This window comes from Pseudomonas sp. W3I7 (genome assembly GCF_030816095.1).
Classification (GTDB): domain Bacteria; phylum Pseudomonadota; class Gammaproteobacteria; order Pseudomonadales; family Pseudomonadaceae; genus Aquipseudomonas; species Aquipseudomonas salomonii.
On the sequence record NZ_JAUSXP010000001.1, the window covers coordinates 2,065,103 to 2,084,183 of the forward strand.

A 19,081-nucleotide genomic window follows, 5' to 3' on the forward strand; every position below is an offset into this window, starting at 1 on the left:
CTTGATTCTGGGGTCGGAAACGGCCGGCTAACGTCTGTGCAACGAGGAATATCCATGCAAGTTTCTGTTGAAAATACTACTGCCATCGAGCGCCGCCTGAGCATCACCGTTCCGGCAGAGCGTATTGAGACTGCGGTCAACAAGCGTCTGCAGCAGACTGCCCAAAAGGCCAAGATCGCTGGTTTCCGTCCAGGCAAAGTGCCAATGAGCGAAATCAAGCGTCGTTTTGGTGCCGATGCGCGTCAGGAAGCTGTGGGTGACGTGATCCAGGCTTCCTTCTACGAAGCCGTTGTCGAGCACAAGCTGAACCCGGCGGGTTCGCCTTCGATCGAGCCTAAATCCCTGGAAGCCGGTAAAGACCTGGAATACGTTGCCGTATTCGAAGTGTTCCCGGAATTCACCGTTGCCGGTTTCGAAGACATCGCCGTTGAGCGCCTGAGCGCTGACGTGGCGGATGCCGACCTGGACAACATGCTGGAAATCCTGCGCAAGCAGAACACTCGTTTCGAAGTGGCCGAGCGTGCCGCCCAGAACGAAGACCAGCTGAACATCGATTTCGTTGGCAAGGTTGACGGCGAAGCATTCGCTGGCGGCTCCGCCAAGGGCACCCAGCTGGTGCTGGGTTCCAACCGCATGATCCCGGGTTTCGAAGACGGCCTGGTTGGCGCCAAGGCCGGTGAAGAGCGCGTTCTGAGCCTGACTTTCCCGGCTGACTACCAGAATCTGGACCTGGCCGGTAAAGCCGCCGAGTTCACCGTGACCGTCAACAGCGTTTCCGAGCCTAAGCTGCCTGAGCTGAACGAAGAGTTCTTCGCCCAGTTCGGTATCAAAGAAACCGGCATCGACGGCTTTCGCACCGAAGTTCGCAAGAACATGGAGCGTGAACTGCGTCAGGCCATCAAGTCCAAGGTCAAGAACCAGGTAATGGATGGTCTGCTGGCCGCCAACCCGATCGAAGTGCCCAAGGCTCTGCTGTCCAACGAAGTGGATCGCCTGCGCGTTCAAGCGGTTCAACAGTTCGGTGGCAACATCAAGCCTGACCAACTGCCGGCCGAGCTGTTCGAAGAGCAAGCCAAGCGCCGCGTTGTACTGGGTCTGGTCGTGGCTGAAGTGGTCAAGCAATTCGACCTCAAGCCTGACGAAGATCGCGTTCGCGAAATGATCCAGGAAATGGCTTCGGCCTACCAGGAGCCTGAGCAGGTCGTGGCTTGGTACTACAAGAACGACCAGCAACTGAACGAAGTACGTTCGGTTGTGCTGGAAGAACAAGTTGTGGATACTGTTCTGCAGAAGGCTAAGGTGACCGACAAAGCGGTCTCTTACGAAGAAGCAGTCAAACCGGCGGAAGCAGCACAAGCCGACTGATTGTCCAACTCGTTCGAAATATAACCATAAGCCAGCCTCGCGCTGGCTTATGCGTTTTCAAGACATGACTATTTGGGAGTAACTGCAGAGCATGTTCCGTAATTCCTATATTCAGCAGAACTCTGATATCCAGGCCGCTGGCGGCCTGGTCCCGATGGTTGTCGAGCAATCTGCTCGTGGCGAACGCGCCTATGACATCTACTCGCGCCTGCTCAAGGAACGAGTGATTTTTCTGGTCGGCCCGGTAGAGGACTACATGGCCAACCTGATCTGCGCGCAACTGCTGTTCCTTGAAGCGGAAAACCCGGACAAGGACATCCATCTTTATATCAACTCCCCGGGCGGCTCGGTCACTGCAGGCATGTCGATCTACGACACCATGCAGTTCATCAAGCCAAACGTGTCGACCACGTGCATCGGCCAGGCCTGCAGCATGGGCGCGTTCCTGCTGACCGCAGGTGCCGAGGGCAAGCGTTACTGCCTGCCGAACTCGCGTGTGATGATTCACCAGCCGTTGGGCGGTTTCCAGGGCCAGGCATCGGACATCGAAATCCACGCCAAGGAAATCCTGTTTATTCGTGAGCGTCTGAACACGCTGATGGCCAAACACAGCGGGCACACCCTGGAAGAAATCGAGCGTGATACCAACCGCGACAATTTCATGAGCGCTGAAGCTGCTCGTGAATACGGGTTGATCGACGCAGTGATCGAAAAGCGCCCCGCTTAATATAAGCACCTCAAAATAAGGCTGGTCGGCATGTCCGACCACCGGTGGGCTTGAAAAAGCCCGCATAAGCCTTCATCTTGTGTTGCAAGCCTATCGGATTTGGATCGAACGAATGACTGACACCCGCAACGGCGAGGACAACGGCAAGCTGCTCTATTGCTCCTTCTGTGGCAAAAGCCAGCATGAAGTACGCAAATTGATTGCCGGCCCCTCGGTGTTTATCTGCGACGAGTGCGTCGACCTGTGCAATGACATCATCCGCGAGGAGGTGCAGGAAGCCCAGGCCGAGAGCAGCGCGCATAAATTGCCTTCGCCTAAAGAAATCAGCGGCATCCTTGATCAGTATGTGATTGGTCAAGAGCGTGCAAAAAAGGTTTTGGCGGTAGCGGTGTACAACCACTACAAGCGCTTGAACCAGCGTGACAAGAAAGGCGACGAAGTCGAACTCGGCAAGAGCAACATCTTGCTGATTGGTCCTACAGGCTCGGGTAAAACCCTGCTTGCAGAAACCCTCGCTCGCCTGCTGAACGTTCCGTTCACCATCGCCGACGCCACCACCCTCACCGAGGCTGGCTACGTGGGTGAAGATGTCGAGAACATCATTCAGAAGCTGCTGCAGAAGTGCGACTACGACGTAGAGAAGGCCCAGATGGGTATTGTCTACATCGACGAAATCGACAAGATTTCGCGCAAGTCCGACAACCCGTCGATCACCCGGGACGTTTCCGGTGAAGGCGTGCAGCAAGCCCTGTTGAAACTGATCGAAGGCACGGTTGCTTCCGTACCGCCACAAGGCGGCCGCAAACACCCGCAGCAGGAATTCCTTCAGGTTGATACACGCAACATCCTTTTCATCTGTGGCGGTGCATTCTCGGGGCTGGAAAAGGTTATTCAGCAGCGTTCCACCCGTGGCGGCATTGGTTTCGGTGCAGAAGTGCGCAGCAAGGAAGAAGGCAAGAAGGTGGGCGAGTCCCTGCGTGAAGTCGAACCTGACGATTTGGTCAAGTTCGGTCTGATCCCTGAATTCGTTGGCCGTCTGCCGGTCCTGGCCACGTTGGACGAACTGGATGAGGCTGCTCTGATTCAGATCCTCACCGAGCCGAAAAACGCCCTGACCAAGCAATACGCCAAGCTGTTCGAGATGGAAGGTGTAGACCTCGAGTTCCGTACCGACGCGCTCAAATCAGTGGCCAAGCGGGCACTGGAGCGCAAGACCGGTGCACGTGGCCTGCGTTCGATCCTCGAAGGCGTGTTGCTCGACACCATGTACGAAATCCCCTCGCAATCCGAGGTGAGCAAGGTGGTGATCGACGAAAGCGTTATCGAAGGCAAGTCCAAGCCACTGTATATCTACGAAAACAGTGAGCCGGCTGCCAAGGCTGCACCTGACGCGTAAGCGTCAAGCCGTCGCAGTACCAGCAAGGGCCTTTCGAGGCCCTTTCTTTTTATGTGGCGGTTTTTCGGGGCGGTTTGTGTTTTGCGGTTAAATTCGCGTTTATTCATGCGTTTAACTGCTGGCATTGAGCTTGTTTTTTTTGCGTACAGCCCCCATCTTGGTTTCAAGCTAATTTTTCAACTGTCATAGAGGCGAAATCATGAAGACAACCATTGAATTGCCTCTCCTGCCGTTGCGTGATGTCGTCGTCTATCCGCACATGGTTATCCCGCTGTTCGTGGGGCGCGAGAAGTCTATCGAAGCCCTCGAGGCTGCGATGACGGGCGACAAGCAAATCCTGCTGTTGGCCCAGAAGAATCCTGCTGATGATGATCCGGGCGAAGACGCCCTGTATCGTGTCGGCACCGTTGCGACTGTTCTGCAATTGCTCAAGTTGCCTGATGGCACCGTCAAGGTGCTGGTCGAAGGCGAGCAGCGTGGTGCGGTCGAGCGCTTCATGGAGGTGGACGGTCATCTGCGCGCCGAAGTGGCGCTGATCGACGAAGTCGAAGCCCCTGAGCGCGAATCCGAAGTGTTTGTGCGCAGCCTGCTCTCGCAGTTCGAGCAGTATGTGCAACTGGGCAAGAAAGTCCCGGCTGAAGTGCTGTCTTCCCTCAACAGCATCGATGAGCCAAGCCGCCTGGTCGACACCATGGCCGCGCACATGGCGCTCAAGATCGAGCAGAAGCAGGACATCCTCGAAATCATCGACCTGCCGGCCCGTGTCGAACACGTGTTGGCGCTGCTGGATGGCGAAATCGACCTGCTGCAGGTTGAGAAGCGCATCCGTGGTCGCGTGAAGAAACAAATGGAACGCAGCCAGCGCGAGTACTACCTGAATGAGCAGATGAAGGCCATTCAGAAAGAACTCGGCGACAGCGAAGAAGGCCACAACGAAGTCGAAGAGCTGAAAAAGCGCATCGACGCCGCCGGCCTGCCTAAAGACGCCCTGACCAAGGCCATGGCTGAGCTGAACAAGCTCAAGCAAATGTCGCCAATGTCGGCCGAAGCCACCGTGGTGCGTTCCTACATCGACTGGCTGGTGCAAGTGCCGTGGAAGGCTCAGACCAAAGTGCGCCTGGACCTGGCCCGCGCCGAAGAGATTCTTGACGCCGACCACTACGGCCTCGAAGAAGTCAAAGAACGCATCCTCGAATACCTCGCCGTGCAAAAGCGCGTGAAGAAAATTCGTGGCCCGGTGTTGTGCCTGGTCGGGCCTCCGGGTGTAGGTAAAACCTCCCTGGCCGAGTCGATTGCCAGTGCCACCAACCGTAAATTTGTGCGCATGGCCCTTGGCGGTGTGCGTGATGAAGCGGAAATTCGTGGCCATCGCCGTACTTACATCGGTTCGATGCCAGGAAGATTGATTCAAAAAATGACAAAGGTGGGTGTGCGCAACCCGCTGTTCCTGCTCGATGAAATCGACAAAATGGGCAGCGACATGCGTGGCGATCCGGCCTCGGCGTTGCTCGAAGTGCTCGACCCCGAGCAGAACCACAATTTCAACGACCATTACCTGGAAGTCGACTACGACTTGTCCGACGTAATGTTCCTGTGCACCTCCAACTCCATGAACATCCCGCCAGCCCTGCTGGACCGGATGGAGGTGATTCGTCTGCCGGGTTACACCGAAGACGAGAAGATCAACATCGCCGTCAAATACCTCGCGCCCAAGCAGATTTCGGCCAATGGCCTGAAAAAAGGCGAGATCGAATTTGACGTCGAAGCGATCCGCGACATCGTGCGTTACTACACCCGCGAAGCCGGCGTGCGTGGCCTTGAGCGTCAGATTGCGAAGATCTGCCGCAAAGCGGTCAAGGAGCATTCGTTGGAAAAACGCTTCTCGGTGAAGGTGGTTGCCGATTCCCTGGAGCACTTCCTGGGCGTGAAGAAATTCCGTTACGGCCTGGCTGAGCAGCAGGATCAGGTAGGGCAGGTAACTGGCCTGGCGTGGACCCAGGTGGGCGGCGAACTGCTGACTATCGAAGCTGCGGTGATTCCAGGCAAAGGCCAGCTTATCAAGACGGGTTCGCTGGGTGATGTGATGGTCGAATCGATCACCGCCGCGCAGACCGTGGTGCGCAGCCGCGCCAAGAGCCTGGGGATCCCCCTGGACTTCCACGAGAAGCACGACACCCACATCCATATGCCGGAAGGGGCGACCCCCAAAGACGGCCCTAGCGCGGGTGTAGGCATGTGCACGGCATTGGTGTCGGCACTGACGGGCATTCCTGTGCGTGCCGATGTGGCGATGACCGGGGAAATTACCCTGCGTGGTCAGGTATTGGCCATCGGTGGTCTGAAAGAGAAATTGCTCGCTGCACACCGGGGTGGTATCAAGACCGTGATCATTCCGGAAGAGAATGTTCGCGACTTGAAGGAAATTCCTGACAATATCAAGCAGGATCTTCAGATTAAACCGGTTAAATGGATTGACGAGGTCCTGCAAATTGCGCTGCAATACGCGCCGGAGCCCTTGCCGGATGTGGCTCCGGAGATTGTCGCGAAGGACGAAAAACGCGAGTCCGATTCCAAGGAAAGAATTAGCACGCATTAATGCGATTAAGCCTGGGGGCTTCCTTGACAGCTTTTTAGAGCCCTTGTTATAAAGCGGCTCTTAAGTGTCTGTAGGCCATTCAGCACTGGTTTTTGCTTTCACCAAAAAACTTAGAATCATACTCAATAGATATATAAGGGGACTTAGAGTGAACAAGTCGGAACTGATTGATGCTATCGCCGCATCCGCTGATATCCCGAAAGCTGCTGCTGGCCGTGCGCTGGACGCAGTAATCGAATCCGTCACTGGCGCTCTGAAGGCCGGCGACTCCGTGGTACTGGTAGGCTTCGGTACTTTCTCTGTGACTGACCGCCCAGCTCGCACTGGCCGTAACCCACAGACTGGTAAAGCACTGCAAATCGCTGCTGCCAAGAAACCAGGTTTCAAAGCCGGTAAAGCCCTGAAAGAAGCGGTTAACTAAGCTTCGTTCAAGCCTTGCCTACCCGGGTCAGACGCAGGTCTGACCTGGCAGCGGAGCGGCAGCTGACCCACGTATCCATCGGGTCGCCAGGGCCTGGGGTGTGGTTCAAAACCCCGTCCGCTCCGCCAGTTACGAGAAGGCGCATCCTCGGATGCGCCTTTCTTCTATCCGGACTCTACCCACGCTCCACGGTTGCCTAATTTTTGAAGATCAACCGTTTCTGGGGGACGCATGCTGCAAAATATCAGGGACAATTCACAAGGCTGGATTGCCAAGACCATTATCGGGATCATCGTCGCATTGATGGCGTTCACCGGTATCGAGGCCATTTTCCAGGCTTCGGGTAACAACAAGCAGGACGTGGCCAAGGTCAACGGTGAAGAAATCACCCAGACCGAACTGGGCCAAGCCGTCGATATGCAACGTCGCCAGCTGATGCAACAGCTGGGCAAGGATTTCGATGCTTCGCTGCTGGACGAAAAACTGCTGCGCGAAGCGGCTCTGAAGGGCCTGATCGATCGCAAGCTGTTGCTGCAAGGCGCCGCGGATTCCAAGTTCGGCTTCTCTGAAGCTGCGCTGGACCAAGTGATCCTGCAGACGCCGGAATTCCAGGTGGACGGCAAGTTCAGTGCCGAACGCTTTGACCAGGTGATCCGTCAGTTGGGCTACACCCGTATGCAATTCCGTCAGATGCTGACCCAGGAAATGCTGATCGGCCAGGTTCGCGCAGGCATCGCCGGCAGCGGTTTCGTCACCGACGCCGAAGTGCTGGCTTTCGCCCGTCTGGAAAAACAGACCCGCGATTTTGCCACCGTCAAGATCAAGACCGACCCTGCGGCGGTGAAGCTTACCGACGATGAGGTCAAGGCTTACTACGACCAGCACGCCAAAGAGTTCATGACCCCGGATCAAGTGGTCATCGATTACCTGGAGCTGAAGAAGTCGTCCTTCTTCGACCAGGTCACCGTCAAGGACGAAGAGCTGCAGGCGGCCTATCAGAAAGAAACCGCCAACCTCGCCGAACAGCGTCGTGCCGCGCACATTCTGATTGAAGTCAACGACAAGACCACCGACGCGCAAGCCAAGGCCAAGATCGAAGACATCCAGGCACGCCTGGCCAAAGGTGAGAAGTTCGAAGCCCTGGCCAAGGAGTTCTCCCAGGATCCAGGTTCGGCCAACAATGGCGGTGACTTGGGCTTTGCCGGCCCTGGCGTCTACGACCCGGACTTCGAAACCGCCCTGTATGCCTTGAACAAGGACCAGGTGTCGGCGCCGGTGCGTACCACCTTCGGTTGGCACTTGATCAAACTGTTGGGCGTTGAAGCACCAGAAGTGCCCTCGTTTGCCAGCCTGAAAGACAAGCTGACCCGTGAACTCAAGACCCAGCAGGTCGAGCAGCGTTATGTCGAGGCGACCAAGCAATTGGAAGATGCGGCATTCGAAGCCTCCGACCTGGCTCAGCCGGCGTCCGACCTGAAGCTGACCGTGCATACATCCGCGCCGTTTGGCCGTGAAGGTGGCGAAGGTGTTGCGGCCAACCGTGCCGTGGTCACTGCTGCGTTCAGCCCGGAAGTGCTGGATGAAGGTGCCAACAGCAGCGCTATCGAGCTGGACCCGGAAACCATCATCGTGCTGCGTGCCAAAGAGCATCTGAAGCCAACGCAACTGCCTCTGGAAAGCGTGTCGGCGGCGATCCGCACCCAGATGACCAAAGAGCGCGCCATCGCGGCTGCCAAAACCCATGCCGACGAGTTGATCGCCAGCCTGCGTGATGGCAAGACCCCGTTGAACCAGCCGATCGACGGCCAGGCCTGGAAGGTGACTGAAGCGGCGACCCGTAATGCTGAAGCGATCGAGCCGGCCGTGCTGCAAGCCCTGTTCCGCATGCCTAAGCCTGCGGCCAAGGACAAGCCGACCTTCACCACCGTGACCCTGGCTGACGGTAGCCTGGTGATCGTGCGGTTGAACGGCGTCAACGAAGCTGCAGCCCCTACCGACGAAGAAAAGGCGCAATACCGCCGCTTCCTCGCCTCGCGTATTGGCCAGCAGGACTTTGCTGCCTACCGCAAGCAGTTGGAAACCAAGGCTGACATCAAGAAGTTCTGATGTTGGTTTGAATAGAAAAGCCCCCGGTCCGAAAGACCGGGGGCTTTTTTTTGCGCAATGAGCGGCTCAGAACTTCAGCTTGCCCCAGCTCAACCCAATCACCGCTGCCACGGTGGACGCCGTCAGCACACTCAGTTTGGCCGCTGCCAACAGTTCGGGGTCGGAGAAGGCCAGGGACGAGATAAAGATCGACATGGTAAAACCAATCCCCGCCAGCAGGCCGACCAGGCCGACGCCGCTCCAGGTGACACCGTCGGGCAGCTTGCAGATATTGAGTTTGACCAGCGTGACACTCGCCAGCATCACGCCCAACGGCTTGCCGATCACCAAGGCGAAGATCACGCCCATGAACACGCCGTGGGGCAGCGGGTGCTCAAGGTTCAAGCCCTGTAGGCTCACACCGGCATTGGCCAGGGCGAACAATGGCATCACGCCGAACGCGACCCACGGGTGCAACGCCGATTGCACGCGCTGCACCGGCGGCATCAGCTCGCGCTGGGCTTCGCGCAGTTGCTTGAGCGGCGTGGCGACCTGGTGCGCGTCGTCGGCCGGTTGCGAAAGGCGATCCATCAGCTCGTTGAAGGTACGCCCGATGGTGTCCAGGGGGCGTTCGGTGGTCGGTTTGGAACTCACCGGCGTCATCAGGCCCAGGATCACCCCGGCGAGGGTCGGGTGCACGCCGGTCTTGAGCAGGCCGAACCAGACAATCGCCCCCGGCAGCAGATAGATCGCCGCCTTGCTGATGCCCATCCGCTGGAACACCAGCACTAAGGCCAAACCACCTGCGGCCACCACCAGGCCCATGTAGTCCAGGCTTGCAGTGAAGAACACGGCAATGATCAGGATCGCCACGATGTCATCGATGATGGCCAGTGCCAGCAGCAACACACGCACACCGCTGGGGATCGATTTGCCCAACAGCGCCAGCACGCCGACGGCAAAGGCAATGTCGGTGGCGGTGGGCACGGCCCAGCCACTTGCGGCGGCGGTGCCATGATTGAGCGCGGTGTAGAGGATGGCGGGCATCAATACGCCCCCCAATGCGGCGCCCAGCGGCAGCGTCGCCAGTTTCAGGTTGGCGAGTGCGCCGTCCTTTATTTCCTGGCGTATCTCGGCACCAACCACCAGGAAGAAGATGGTCATCAGGCCGTCATTGACCAGAAAGTGCAGTGAGCGCGACACACTGAAATCGCCCAGCCCGAGGGTGATCGGGGTGTTCCAGAAGTGTTCGTAGGACTCGGCAGCCGGGCCATTGGCCCAGATCAGCGCAGCAATGGCTGCCAGCAGCAGGACGATGCCGCTGACCGCCTCGATGCGTGAAAACCGCTCAAGGGCCGACAGTGCGCCCTCGGTCAATGCCTGGGGACGAGGGATGGCAGGGTGTTTTTTGGGCACGACAAGTCTCCATTGGCGGCCCGACCAATGCTTTGCTTTAACCTGCGTTGTGCCCTATGCAGTCACGCACCCAGGGCGATGATAGGAAGTTGATGAATAAGTTGTAAACAATGTTGTCAGGGTTACGGGCTTTTTGTCGGCGGGTGCAGAAAACCGCGCGCCAATTGCTGGTACAACTCCGGCCCCATTCGCGAACTGACGGCCTTGGCAATCAGCGCCACCGCCATCAGGCTGATCACCATCCCGTGGCTGTCGATCATCTCCATCACGATGATCGCCGAGGTGATCGGCGATTGGGTCACGGCCGCCAGAAAGCCCACCATGCACAGCGCAATGATCGGTTGCGCTGCCAGCGCGAAGAACTCGGCGGCGTTGGCGCCCACGGCCGCGCCGACGGCCAGCGACGGGGCAAAAATGCCGCCGGGGATGCCGGAAAAATAGGTGACCACCGTGGCCAGAAAACGCGTGACCGGCGCGTGCCACGGCAAGCCGACATCGGCAGCAATGATCTGCGAAGTAATGCCGTAGCCGCTGCCGAAGGACATTCCGCCGCTGAGCCAGCCCAGGATTGCCACTACCAGCCCACACGCCCCAGCGAACCACACCGGGTGGGCACGCCGCCATTCCCAGACCACAAACCTGTGGTGGCGCTGGGGCCACAGCAGCATGCGGCTGAACAGCCCGCCGAGCAGGCCGCAGCCGATGCCTGCCGCCAGCACCGGAATAATGATGTCGAGTTTGATCTCCTCAACGTCCAGGTGGCCGAAATAGTTGTAATTGCCCTGCAGGGCGATGGCGACCATCCCCGATAAAATAATCGTGCTGAGCAATACACCGCTGGTGCGGGTTTCGAGCTTGCGTCCCAGCTCCTCAACTGCGAAGGCGATGCCGGCCAACGGCGTATTGAACGCAGCGGCGATACCGGCGGCGCCGCCGGCCAGGATCAAGTCTTCACTGCGGATGATGCGGGCATTGGGCAGGTAGCGATGGCAGAAATGCATGATCGACGCCGCCACCTGCACGGACGGCCCTTCGCGCCCGGCAGAAAAACCGCCGGTCAACGCCAATGTACCGAGGCCTATCTTGGCGAAGGCGATGCGCAAGGACACCAGCTTGCTGACGTCCTGCCCCTTGTTGGTTAGGCGGGTGGCAGCGATGACCTGGGGAATGCCGCTGCCTTGGGCACCGGCAAAAAAGCGCGTGGTCAGCCACACCACCAGCATGCCCACCAGCGGTGTATAGACAAAGGGCAGCCACGGATGGGCGCTGGATTGCTCGGCGAACTGAGTGAGCGCCATGTCTGCCAGGCGCGCAAACATCACCACCATCAGCCCGGCGATGGTGGCGCCGGCCCACAGGGTGATCCGGGTGCGCCAGCGCAGTGAGGTAAAACGGCGGCGCAGTGAAATGAACGGTTTGATCACCCAGGTGAATTCCGAATAAGTTTCAGGGTGTTTCAAGGTTAACCCTATAACCAGCGCTTGTCCTCGCGATGCGCCGTGTCGCCGCCAATGCCAGCAGCACCAGTCCGACCACCGCCCAGGGGAACGACCCAACCCCCGATGTTTGCAGCAACAGGCCGCCCGCCAAGCCGCCGCCGGCAATTCCCAGGTTCCATACCGTCACCAGCATCGATTGCGCGGCATCGGCCGAGTCACCGGCAGACTTGGCCAGCGCCGTTTGCAACAGCGCCGGCAAGCCACCAAAGGCCAGGCCCCACAGCGCAACGCTGGCATACATCGCATGGGTGGAGATCATCCACACGCCCAGTGCCAGGGCCGATACTGCGAACATCGCGCAACTGATGATCAGCAGGCGCTGCAAGTGTTGATCAATCAGCACGCCCGTCAGCCAGATGCTCAGCAAGGCCGCAAGTCCAAACACCAGCAAGATCCGGTCGATGTCGGCGGCGATGCCGGCAGGCACCAGCAGTGGCGCGATATAGGTGTACAGAATGTTGTGCGCCAGTACGTAGGTAAACGTCACCCACAGCACCGGACGAATGCCTGGCAGGTTAAACACTTGGCGCAAACCCAAGCGCTTTTGCGCCGCTTGCCCGGCGAAGTCCGGCAGTTGCCAGCGTGCCCACACCAGCAGCAACAGCGTCAGCCCGGTCATGATGGCAAAGCTCAGGCGCCAGCCCACCGCAGTGCCAAGGAAAGTGCCGGCGGGTACACCCAGCGACAACGCCAGCGGTGCGCCGAGCATGGCCACAGCAATCGCCCGGCCTTGCAGGCGCGGGGCCACCATCCGGCTGGCGTACCCGGCCAGTAACGCCCAAAGCAACCCGGCGAATACGCCGGCAAAAAACCGCGCTACCAGGGTCAACCCATAATGGGTAGAGAGTGCCGTGACGCTGTTGACCAGGGCAAAGCCGCCGATGGCAATCAGCAGCAAAGGACGCCGCCGCCAGCCTTGGGTTAATAAAGTCAGGGGAATGGCCGCGAGCAATGAACCGAGGGCATACAGGGTCACCAGTTGGCCGACCAACGCCTGTGAAACCTGCAGCCCTTCGCTCATTTGCGGCAGCAGCCCGGCCGGCATGGCCTCGGTCAGAATCGTGATAAACCCGGCACACGCCAAGGCCAGCAAGCCGCCGAGGGGCAGCGCATCCTTTACGGTCGTGACGGCCGGGTTGGCAATCGAGGGGCAGTCGTTCATGTTCCGTCTCCATGCAAAAGTCAGGGAGGCAGAGTAGGGGGCTGTGGGTTGCGGAAAAACAGGCTAAGGTTCCGAACTTATCGGACATCACAGTCCGCAATCGATAAGGGTGGGCGATGGACAGTCTGAGTAGCCTTGCGGTGTTCGTGCAGGTTGCGGAAACCCGCAGCTTTACCGCTGCTGGCCGCGTGCTGGGGGTATCGTCTTCGGCCGTGGGCAAAAGCATCGCGCGCATGGAAGAACGCCTGGGCGTGCGGCTGTTTCATCGCAGCACGCGCAGCGTCACCCTGACCGGCGAAGGCGCGCTGTTCCTGGAGCGCTCGCGACGGATCCTGGCCGAGGTGGAAGCGGCCGAGCAGGAATTGACCGACGCCGGCGCCACGCCCCGAGGCACATTGCGCATCAGCCTGCCGCAAGTGCGTGGCCTGTTGATGCCGGTGCTCAGCGACTTCATGCGCGCCTACCCGGACATCGAACTGGATGTGGATTTTTCCGACCGCATGGTGGATGTGATCGAGGAAGGTTTCGATGCGGTGATTCGCACCGGCAAGCCGGAAGATTCACGCTTGATGGCGCGTCATCTGGGCCACTACCAACTGGTCCTGGTGGCCACGCCGGGTTACCTGGCCCAGCATGGCACGCCGCAACAGCCGCAGGATTTGAGCGGCCATGCATGCCTGCGCCACAAGTTCTGCGCCACCGGCAAGCTGGAGCCCTGGCCACTGCGCCCGGTGCCGGGCGTGGCGGAGCCGGTGCTGCGTGCGCCGCTGGTCAGTACCACCATCGAGTCCCTCAGCTATGTGGTGCACGAAGGGTTGGGCATCGCCTGCCTGCCGGACTTCATGGTCAAGGAGGCGGTGCGCCAGGGGCGTCTGCAACGGGTGCTGGATGAGCATCTGGTCCACCGTGGCAGTTTCTGGATGCTGTGGCCCTCGAGTCGCTTCGCCTCGGCGAAGCTGCGGGTGTTTATCGACCATATGTGCGCCGGGCTTTTCCCTGCGCAGGCGGTGTAATAACGCTGTGACGTTTTACCGACAGGAATGTGCGCGCCAACCCTGCGTTCTGTTGCACAATAGCGACCTGACTGTTTTCCTCAGGATTTTCGATGTCGACATCATTTCACTTGCGTAGCCTCGGGTTGGCGCTGGTGCTGGCGGGCGCTGCGGGCTGCTCGTCACCCAAGACCGCTATTTATGAACATGAAAATTTCGACGACTCCGGCACGTTCTCCCGTGATTACCCGGTCAGCGATGTGGCGGCCTGTGAAGCGGCGCGACGTGCGCTGTTGAGCCAGGGTTACATCATCACCAGCAGCGACCCCAAGCTGGTGGTGGGTAACAAGAGTTTCCAGCAGACTGGCGAAACCCACCTGCAAATCAGCTTCAACGTGGTGTGTGCCGATGATGGCAAAGGCGCCAAGCACTCGACCATGTTTGCCAACGCCTTGCAGGACCGCTACGCGCTGAAGAAGGTCAACAACTCCGCCAGCCTCGGCGTGGGTGTGTTGGGCTCGGTGTCGATGCCGATTGGCTCCACCGATGATTCGATGGTCAAGGTGGCGAGTGAGACGGTGACGGCGCCGAAGTTTTACGACCGCTACTTCTCGTTGGTGGATGTGTTCCTGCCTCAGGACGTGAAGGCGGCCGAGCATATTCCAGAGAAGCCCAAGGCTGAGCTGGGCGTGCCGGAGCCGAAAGCGGCCGCGCCTGCCGATAAGCCTGCGCCTGCCGATAAGGTCGACGCGCCCAAGGACGCACCGATAGCGCCCGCCGTGTCGGAACCGCTGGCACCGCCGCCAGAGGCGGCACCGATTGCGCCACAGACCGAGCCGGCGCCGACCACTGCGCCAACACCTGCACCGGCCGCGGAACCAGCGCCAGCGCCGACCAACCCGAACCTGCCGGCGCCGACAGAGGCGATTCCACCGCTGCCAACGCCAACCCAGTAACTCAGACCGCTACGGGGTTCGTCTTGTCGACGTTGATCCCGTAGCGGCTGATGGCCTCGCCCACCTTGTCACGCCCGATCACGCCGTCATCGGCCAGCGCCTTCAGCGCCGCCAGCACGATGAAGTGGCGGTCCACCTCAAAGAATTCGCGCAGGGTTTCGCGGGTGTCCGATTGCCCAAAGCCATCGGTGCCCAGCGCCACAAAACGGCGGCCGTGTACAAACGGGCGGATCTGGTCGGCGAATAACTTCATATAGTCCGTCGCCACCACCACCGGCCCGCTGTGTCCGGCCAGGCTGGTTTCCACGTAGCTCGCGCGCGGTTCATCCTGTGGATGCAGCAGGTTCCAGCGCTCCACCGCGTGCCCGTCACGGCGCAGTTCGGTCAGGCTGGTGGCGCTCCAGACATTACTGGCCACGCCAAAGTCCTTGTCGAGCAGTTGCGCTGCGGCAATCACCTCGCGCAGGATCGAGCCGCTGCCCATCAATTGCACCTGCGCCTGCGGATGCGTGCTCAATGGATACAAGCCTTTGAGAATCCCGTCTTCCACGCCTTCGGGCATGGCCGGGTGCGGGTAGTTTTCGTTGAGCAGGGTGATGTAGTAGTAAATGTCCTCTTGTTCGACATACATGCGCCGCATGCCTTCGCGAATGATCACCGCCAGCTCGTAGGCAAAGGTCGGGTCATAGGCGACGCAGCAGGGGATCACCGACGCCAGGATGTGGCTGTGGCCGTCGTCATGCTGCAAGCCTTCGCCCATCAGCGTGGTGCGGCCGGCCGTGGCGCCCAGCAGAAAGCCGCGAGCGCGGGCATCGCCGGCGGCCCAGGCCAGGTCGCCGACGCGCTGGAAACCGAACATCGAATAGAAAATGTAGAACGGCACGGTCATCAAGCCGTGATTGCTGTAGGAAGTACTCGCCGCGATCCACGAAGAAATGGCCCCGGATTCATTCAGGCCTTCCTGCATGATCTGTCCGTCTTTGCTCTCTTTGTAGTAGCTCAGTTGCCCGGCGTCTTGTGGGGTATAGAGCTGGCCGACGGCGGAGTGAATGCCGATCTGGCGGAACAGGCTCTCCATGCCGAAGGTGCGCGACTCGTCCGGCACGATGGGTACGATCAGCTTGCCCAGGTGCGGGTCTTTGAGCAGGGTGCCGAGGATGCGCACAAACGCCATGGTGGTGGAGATGGCACGCTCGCCGGTGTCCTTGAGTTGGGTGGCAAATGCGCTCAGTTCGGGAATCTGCAAGGCCTCGACCGCAGTGTGTCGTGCTGGCACATAGCCGCCCAACGCCTGGCGACGGGCCGCGAAGTAGCGGGCTTCTTCGCTGTCGGCGGCGGGCTTGAGGTAAGGGATTTCGTCGAGCTGGTCATCGGCCACTTCCAGGCCGAAGCGGTCGCGAAAGGCTTTTACGGCATCAGCGCCCATCTTCTTCAACTGGTGATTGATGTTCTGGCCTTCGCCCGCTTCGCCCATGCCGAAGCCCTTGACGGTCTTGGCCAGGATCACCGTCGGTTGGCCCTTGTGGCGCACGGCAGCGGCGTAGGCGTTGTAGACCTTGTCCGGGTCGTGGCCACCGCGTGAGAGTTTCCAGATATCGTCGTCGGACATGTCGGCAACCAGTGCCAGTAATTGCGGGTATTTACCGAAGAAGTGTTCGCGCACATAGGCGCCGTTCTGGGATTTGTAGTTCTGATAATCGCCGTCCACGCATTCCATCATGCGTTGGCGCAACAGGCCGCTCTGGTCCTTTTCCAGCAGCGCATCCCAGCCGCCGCCCCAGATGACCTTGATCACATTCCAGCCGGCGGCGCGGTACAGGCTTTCGAACTCCTGGATCACCTTGGCATTGCCACGCACCGGGCCGTCCAGGCGCTGCAGGTTGCAGTTGACCACAAAGATCAGGTTGTCGAGCTTCTCGCGGCCGGCCAGGGAGATGGCCGCCAGGGATTCCGGCTGGTCCATTTCGCCGTCGCCCAGAAACGCCCAGACCTTGCGGCCTTGGTGTTGCTTGAGGTCACGGAACTCCAGGTAGCGCATAAAGCGCGCCTGGTAGGCGGCGGTAATCGGGCCCAGGCCCATCGATACTGTCGGGAACTGCCAGAAGTCCGGCATCAGCCGTGGGTGCGGGTAAGAGGACAAGCCCTCGCCACCGGCCTCGCGGCGGAAGTTGTCCAGCTGCGCTTCGCTGATGCGGCCTTCGAGGTAGGCGCGGCCGTAAATGCCCGGGGAGGAGTGGCCCTGGATGTACACCAGGTCGCCGTCGAAGGTATCGGTTCGGCCACGGAAGAAGTGGTCGAAGCCTACGTCGTACAGCACGGCGGCCGACGCGTAGGTCGCAATATGCCCACCGACACCCGAGTGTTTACCGGCACGCAGCACCATCGCCATGGCATTCCAGCGAATAAACGCATTGGTGCGCCGCTCGATGGCCAGGTTGCCGGGGTAGGGCAATTGGCGGTCAACCGGGATAGTGTTGACGTAAGGCGTGGTCACCCGCCCGTAGAAGTCACCATGGCGCGCAACGTCGAAATCCAGCAACTGATCAATCAGGTAGTGGGCACGCGGGCGGCCTTCGGTGGACAGCACCGATTCGATGGACTCCAGCCACTCGCGGGTTTCCTGTGGATCGTCGTCCAGTCTTACTGCGTTATTGGGGGTCATGTGAGGCTCCAGGGTAGGCGGATTTCAAGCAGCGGGCTCCTTGTGGGAGTAGCGCGAATGTAATTGCAATTGCAACGACATGACTGAATCTAGCGCGGGATGAGCTACTATTGCAACCTTCTTGAAATTCCCCGGATGGTGTTGCATGTCGTCGAAAGAGCCCGATGTATGGTTCCGTTTTGTCAGGGCCCACAGGACGGTCATCCGCGAAATCGAACGCCGCCTGGCTGCAGCGGACCTGCCGCCCTATGCCTGGTATGACGCGTTGTGGGGCCTGGAAAGCGGCCCCGACGGCACACGGCGCATGCACGAATTGGCCGATGTGCTGGCGATTGAGCGCTACAACCTCACACGCCTTGTAGACCGCCTGGAAAAGGACGGCCTGGTAGTGCGTTCACGCTCCGACGGCGACGGCCGCGCAGCGTTTGCCTCAATCACCGAGGCTGGCCGGGTGTTGCGTAAAAAGATGTGGAAAATCTACGAAAGCACGGTGGATGAGCTGTTCCTGTCGCAAATCGAGCCTGAGCAGCGCCAGCTGTTTGCCGATACCTTGGAGCGCACGGCGGGGTTGGCGGTGGAGGCGGGCGTACAAACCCGCAGTCGACGCAAGATTTTATAGCCGACGAAGATCCAATGTGGGAGCGGGCTTGCTCGCGAATGCGATCTGTCAGACACATAGAGGCTGGCTGACCCACCGCATTCGCGAGCAAGCCCGCTCCCACATTTTTGATCGTATTGCCAGCCATCACAGTGGATACCGACGCATCGCCGCTTCGACCTGCTCAACACCAATACGGCCTTCATCGGCCAACGCCCGCAGCGCACACACCACAATCCAATAGCGACTGGGCGCAGACGCCTGCACCGACCCCGCACCCAACCCGACAAACCGTGCGGGCACATAGGCCGCCAACTGATCGACAATCACCTGCGGATAACCGGTCACGGCAATCACCGGCGCGGTGCTCCCGGCCAGGCACTCATGCAGATGGCAGCTCTGCCTGGCAGCCATCGGGTGCAGGCGATTCCAGCGCTCGGCCGCCGCTGCCTCACGGGCCAGCCGCGTGTAGCTTGGGCAACTCCAGACCTGCGTCGTCACTCCCCAATCCTGCTCGAGCAATTGCGCCGCGCGGGTCACGTCCTCGAGCGCGCGGCCCGCACCCAGCAAGCGCACCTCCCCAGTGCGAGTACGCTGGAGCGGGTACATGCCCTTGAGCGCGTCTTCACGATCCTGCTTATCCAGCCTCGCTGCGCGCTGTTGATCATGCAGCGCCAGGTAATAAAACCCCGGCTTGCCGTCGACATACAGCGCGTGAATTCCGGCCAGCACAATCGCCCGGGCTTCTTCGCCGGACGCCGGGTCATAGGGCGTGCAGTGCGGATTGGTCGCCAGCCACAACGGCAGCGACGGTTGCGCGCCTCTGGGCCAGGCAGAGGGCTGGTTCTCGACGTCGTTACAGAGGATGCCGCGCTGCGTGACGGCCTGCGACAGTCCACATAACTGCGCCGACGATGCTGCACGGTGTAGGTACAGCATGGGTTTTTCGCCGGTATTGCGCGCAAACCAACTGGGCCAGTTGCCGACACGGCGGCTGCGTGACTGGCCACGAATCACCCAGGCCTGTCGGCTGAACTCCAGGGTATTGGCCATGGTCATGACCGTGTACAGCGGCGAGCCGGGCGGCGGCGCGGCACTGCTCAGCGCATCGATACAGCGCTGCGCGGCTTGGGCGGTAGAGACAGGCATGGTCGAGGCTCCTTGCTACGAAGTCTCGTACCCTAATGGAAATCTGTTATTGATTGC

General features: G+C 59.9%; 14 protein-coding genes. 9 read left to right on the forward strand and 5 right to left on the reverse strand.

What is annotated here, in order from left to right:
- The first annotated feature begins 54 nt into the window (after window positions 1-54).
- From tig to QF043_RS09775, 6 genes are all read left to right on the forward strand, one after another.
- Window positions 55-1,365, forward strand: coding sequence for a trigger factor (tig, locus tag QF043_RS09750; protein WP_056861394.1), 1,311 nt, complete (start codon window positions 55-57; stop codon window positions 1,363-1,365).
- Between the two features lie 91 nt (window positions 1,366-1,456).
- Complete coding sequence (gene clpP, locus QF043_RS09755; RefSeq protein ID WP_003174822.1) at window positions 1,457-2,092, forward strand: ATP-dependent Clp endopeptidase proteolytic subunit ClpP; 636 nt, start codon at window positions 1,457-1,459, stop codon at window positions 2,090-2,092.
- Between the two features lie 112 nt (window positions 2,093-2,204).
- Window positions 2,205-3,488 (forward strand): ATP-dependent Clp protease ATP-binding subunit ClpX, encoded by a 1,284-nt coding sequence (clpX, locus tag QF043_RS09760; RefSeq protein ID WP_017136464.1) that lies wholly within the window; start codon window positions 2,205-2,207, stop codon window positions 3,486-3,488.
- A 199-nt stretch (window positions 3,489-3,687) separates the two neighbouring features.
- Window positions 3,688-6,084 (forward strand): endopeptidase La, encoded by a 2,397-nt coding sequence (gene lon / locus QF043_RS09765; protein ID WP_017136465.1) that lies wholly within the window; start codon window positions 3,688-3,690, stop codon window positions 6,082-6,084.
- A 148-nt stretch (window positions 6,085-6,232) separates the two neighbouring features.
- Window positions 6,233-6,505: an HU family DNA-binding protein gene (locus QF043_RS09770; RefSeq protein ID WP_003174819.1), complete on the forward strand. Its 273-nt coding sequence runs from the start codon at window positions 6,233-6,235 to the stop codon at window positions 6,503-6,505.
- A 231-nt stretch (window positions 6,506-6,736) separates the two neighbouring features.
- Entirely contained in the window at window positions 6,737-8,611 is a 1,875-nt protein-coding gene (locus tag QF043_RS09775) for a SurA N-terminal domain-containing protein (protein WP_058420899.1), read from the forward strand.
- A gap of 66 nt (window positions 8,612-8,677) precedes the next feature.
- Here QF043_RS09775 and nhaA read toward each other — a convergent pair whose 3' ends face one another.
- The 3 genes from nhaA to QF043_RS09790 all read right to left on the reverse strand — a co-directional run bounded on the left by nhaA (window position 8,678) and on the right by QF043_RS09790 (window position 12,667).
- Complete coding sequence (nhaA, locus tag QF043_RS09780; protein ID WP_307418333.1) at window positions 8,678-10,006, reverse strand: Na+/H+ antiporter NhaA; 1,329 nt, start codon at window positions 10,004-10,006, stop codon at window positions 8,678-8,680.
- Between the two features lie 122 nt (window positions 10,007-10,128).
- The gene (locus tag QF043_RS09785; RefSeq protein WP_307421347.1) at window positions 10,129-11,430 is read right to left on the reverse strand and encodes a chloride channel protein; all 1,302 of its coding nucleotides are present in this window, start codon (window positions 11,428-11,430) and stop codon (window positions 10,129-10,131) included.
- 22 nt (window positions 11,431-11,452) lie between these two features.
- On the reverse strand, window positions 11,453-12,667 hold the full coding sequence (locus QF043_RS09790) for an MFS transporter (protein WP_307418334.1): 1,215 nt from the start codon (window positions 12,665-12,667) through the stop codon (window positions 11,453-11,455).
- A gap of 116 nt (window positions 12,668-12,783) precedes the next feature.
- Between QF043_RS09790 and QF043_RS09795 the strand changes: the two genes are divergently transcribed.
- Together QF043_RS09795 and QF043_RS09800 are read left to right on the forward strand one after the other, a co-directional pair.
- Window positions 12,784-13,680 (forward strand): LysR family transcriptional regulator, encoded by an 897-nt coding sequence (locus tag QF043_RS09795; protein ID WP_307418335.1) that lies wholly within the window; start codon window positions 12,784-12,786, stop codon window positions 13,678-13,680.
- Window positions 13,681-13,772: 92 nt separating this feature from the next.
- Window positions 13,773-14,615, forward strand: coding sequence for a DUF2242 domain-containing protein (locus QF043_RS09800; protein ID WP_307418336.1), 843 nt, complete (start codon window positions 13,773-13,775; stop codon window positions 14,613-14,615).
- A gap of 1 nt (window position 14,616) precedes the next feature.
- Here QF043_RS09800 and aceE read toward each other — a convergent pair whose 3' ends face one another.
- Window positions 14,617-17,277, reverse strand: a complete 2,661-nt coding sequence (aceE, locus tag QF043_RS09805; RefSeq protein ID WP_307418337.1) for a pyruvate dehydrogenase (acetyl-transferring), homodimeric type — start codon at window positions 17,275-17,277, stop codon at window positions 14,617-14,619.
- Between the two features lie 145 nt (window positions 17,278-17,422).
- On the opposite strand from aceE, the gene QF043_RS09810 reads away from it, so the two are divergent.
- Window positions 17,423-17,896, forward strand: a complete 474-nt coding sequence (locus QF043_RS09810; RefSeq protein WP_307418338.1) for a MarR family winged helix-turn-helix transcriptional regulator — start codon at window positions 17,423-17,425, stop codon at window positions 17,894-17,896.
- Window positions 17,897-18,022: 126 nt separating this feature from the next.
- Here the strand turns inward: QF043_RS09810 and QF043_RS09815 are convergent, their stop codons facing one another.
- Entirely contained in the window at window positions 18,023-19,024 is a 1,002-nt protein-coding gene (locus QF043_RS09815; RefSeq protein WP_307418339.1) for a pyruvate dehydrogenase, read from the reverse strand.
- Window positions 19,025-19,081: the final 57 nt, after the last annotated feature.

What these genes read in the sequence shown, in the direction of transcription:
- tig (WP_056861394.1), top strand. Translation starts at nt 55, where the DNA reads ATGCAAGTTTCTGTTGAAAATACTACTGCCATCGAGCGCCGCCTGAGC.
- clpP (WP_003174822.1), top strand. Translation starts at nt 1,457, where the DNA reads ATGTTCCGTAATTCCTATATTCAGCAGAACTCTGATATCCAGGCCGCT.
- clpX (WP_017136464.1), top strand. Translation starts at nt 2,205, where the DNA reads ATGACTGACACCCGCAACGGCGAGGACAACGGCAAGCTGCTCTATTGC.
- lon (WP_017136465.1), top strand. Translation starts at nt 3,688, where the DNA reads ATGAAGACAACCATTGAATTGCCTCTCCTGCCGTTGCGTGATGTCGTC.
- QF043_RS09775 (WP_058420899.1), top strand. Translation starts at nt 6,737, where the DNA reads ATGCTGCAAAATATCAGGGACAATTCACAAGGCTGGATTGCCAAGACC.
- QF043_RS09790 (WP_307418334.1), bottom strand. Translation starts at nt 12,667, where the DNA reads ATGAACGACTGCCCCTCGATTGCCAACCCGGCCGTCACGACCGTAAAG.
- QF043_RS09795 (WP_307418335.1), top strand. Translation starts at nt 12,784, where the DNA reads ATGGACAGTCTGAGTAGCCTTGCGGTGTTCGTGCAGGTTGCGGAAACC.
- QF043_RS09800 (WP_307418336.1), top strand. Translation starts at nt 13,773, where the DNA reads ATGTCGACATCATTTCACTTGCGTAGCCTCGGGTTGGCGCTGGTGCTG.
- aceE (WP_307418337.1), bottom strand. Translation starts at nt 17,277, where the DNA reads ATGACCCCCAATAACGCAGTAAGACTGGACGACGATCCACAGGAAACC.
- QF043_RS09810 (WP_307418338.1), top strand. Translation starts at nt 17,423, where the DNA reads ATGTCGTCGAAAGAGCCCGATGTATGGTTCCGTTTTGTCAGGGCCCAC.
- QF043_RS09815 (WP_307418339.1), bottom strand. Translation starts at nt 19,024, where the DNA reads ATGCCTGTCTCTACCGCCCAAGCCGCGCAGCGCTGTATCGATGCGCTG.